Origin of the sequence: Dactylosporangium sp. NPDC049525, from assembly GCF_040676755.1 — a bacterium.
GTDB lineage: Bacteria > Actinomycetota > Actinomycetes > Mycobacteriales > Micromonosporaceae > Dactylosporangium.
Genome location: NZ_JBFAPO010000153.1, coordinates 1 through 1,681 on the forward strand (window position 1 = coordinate 1; position 1,681 = coordinate 1,681).

Annotated in this window: 1 protein-coding gene; it reads left to right on the forward strand. The window is 76.9% G+C overall.

Going from position 1 to position 1,681, the window contains the following annotated elements; all coding sequences use genetic code 11:
* Positions 1-57 precede the first annotated feature (57 nt).
* On the forward strand, positions 58-1,681 hold a 1,624-nt coding region (locus AB0K00_RS57725), incomplete at its 3' end, for a DUF4132 domain-containing protein (protein ID WP_363540218.1).

A 1,681-nucleotide genomic window follows, 5' to 3' on the forward strand; every position in this document is an offset into this window, starting at 1 on the left:
ATTCTTCATAAAGAACATTTAATAGTATTTATTTATGCTTGTGAGTTTTTTTCTGATTTGTGCTCTTCCTTTATCTGCCCCGACCCGCCCGCGGTCCCGGGCCGGGGCAGGGGCCCGTGGGCGGCGGCGAGCGCCGACGCCCTCCTCGACCGGACCGGCCCCGACGTCGCCGGGTGGATGGCCGGCTGGCTGGCCCGCTCCGAGCAGGCGCGCCCGGTCGCGCAGGAGTGGCTGCGCCGGCACCCGGCCGCGGCCGCCACCGCGCTCATCCCGGCGGCCCTCGCCCGTCCCGGGGCGGCCCGCCGCGACGCCGAGCGGGCCCTGCGCCACATCGTCCGAAGTGGACACGTCGACGCCGTCCTTGCCGCCGCCGAGCGGTATGGCCCGGCGGCCGTCGACGGCGTCCGGGCGCTGCTGGACACCGACCCGCTGCACGTCCTGCCGGCCCGGCTCCCGACCGTGCCCGGCTGGGCCGACGCCGCGCTGCTGCCTCGCGTCCGGCTCCGCGACGGCGCGGCGCTGCCCGTCGACGCCGCCCGGCACCTCGTCACGATCCTCGCCATGTCGACCCTGGAGGAGCCCTATGCCGGGGTCGCCGCCGTCCGGGAGGCGTGCGACCCGGCGAGCCTTGCCGCATTCGGCTGGGCGCTCTTCCAGAGCTGGCAGGCGGCCGGCCGCCCGGTGGCGCAGCGGTGGGCGTTCACCGCGCTCGGCCTCACCGGCGACGACACGACCGCCCTGCGCCTCGCCCCGCTCGTGCGCGACTGGCCGGCCACCGGCGAGCACGCAAACGCCCGCCACGGCGTCGACGTGTTCGCCGCGATCGGCTCACCCGCCGCGCTGCGCCACCTGCACCGCGTCGCCGCCCAGTCCACGGGCCGGCTGAAGGAGCACGCCGTGCGCAGGGCCGCCGAGGCCGCGGCCGCCGCCGGCCTCGGCGCCGAGGAGCTCGCCGACCGCCTCGTGCCCGACCTCGGCCTGTCCGCCGACGCCACCCTGACCCTGGACTACGGCACCCGCCGCTTCACCGCCGGCCTCGACGACCAGCTGCGGCCATACGTCCTCGACGCCGCCGGCACCCGCCGCCGCACCCTGCCGAGACCCGCCGCCTCCGACGACCCGGTGGCGGCGCCGTCGGCGTTCGCCCGCTTCGCCGAGCTGCGCAAGGAGGCGCGGACGATCGCCACCGAGCAGACCCACCGGCTCGAAGCCGCGATGACCGGCCACGCCCGCTGGTCCGGCGCCGCATTCCGCCTGGGCGTCGTCGCGCACCCGCTGCTGTGGCGGGTCGCCCGTCGGCTCGTGTGGGCGACGTTCGACGGTCCCGGCCCGCACGCCACGCTCGTCACCGCGTTCCGCCTCGCGGAGGACCGCACCCTCGCCGACGTCGACGACCAGCCACTGCCCCTCGCCGACGACGCCGTGGTGGGGATCGCCCACCCGGTCCAGCTCGGCGCCACGGTCCCGGCGTGGGTGAGGCTGTTCGCCGACTACGAGGTCCTGCAGCCGTTCCCACAGCTCGCCCGCGACGTCCACCACCCGCCGCCGCCCGTCGGCCAGGCCCCCGCAACCGAACCCGCCCCACGCGCCACACCCAGCCCGGCCGCCGCCGCCACGCTCAGCCCGGCTGGCGGCGCCACGCTCAGCCCGGCTGGCGGCGCCACGCCTAGCCCGGCTGGCG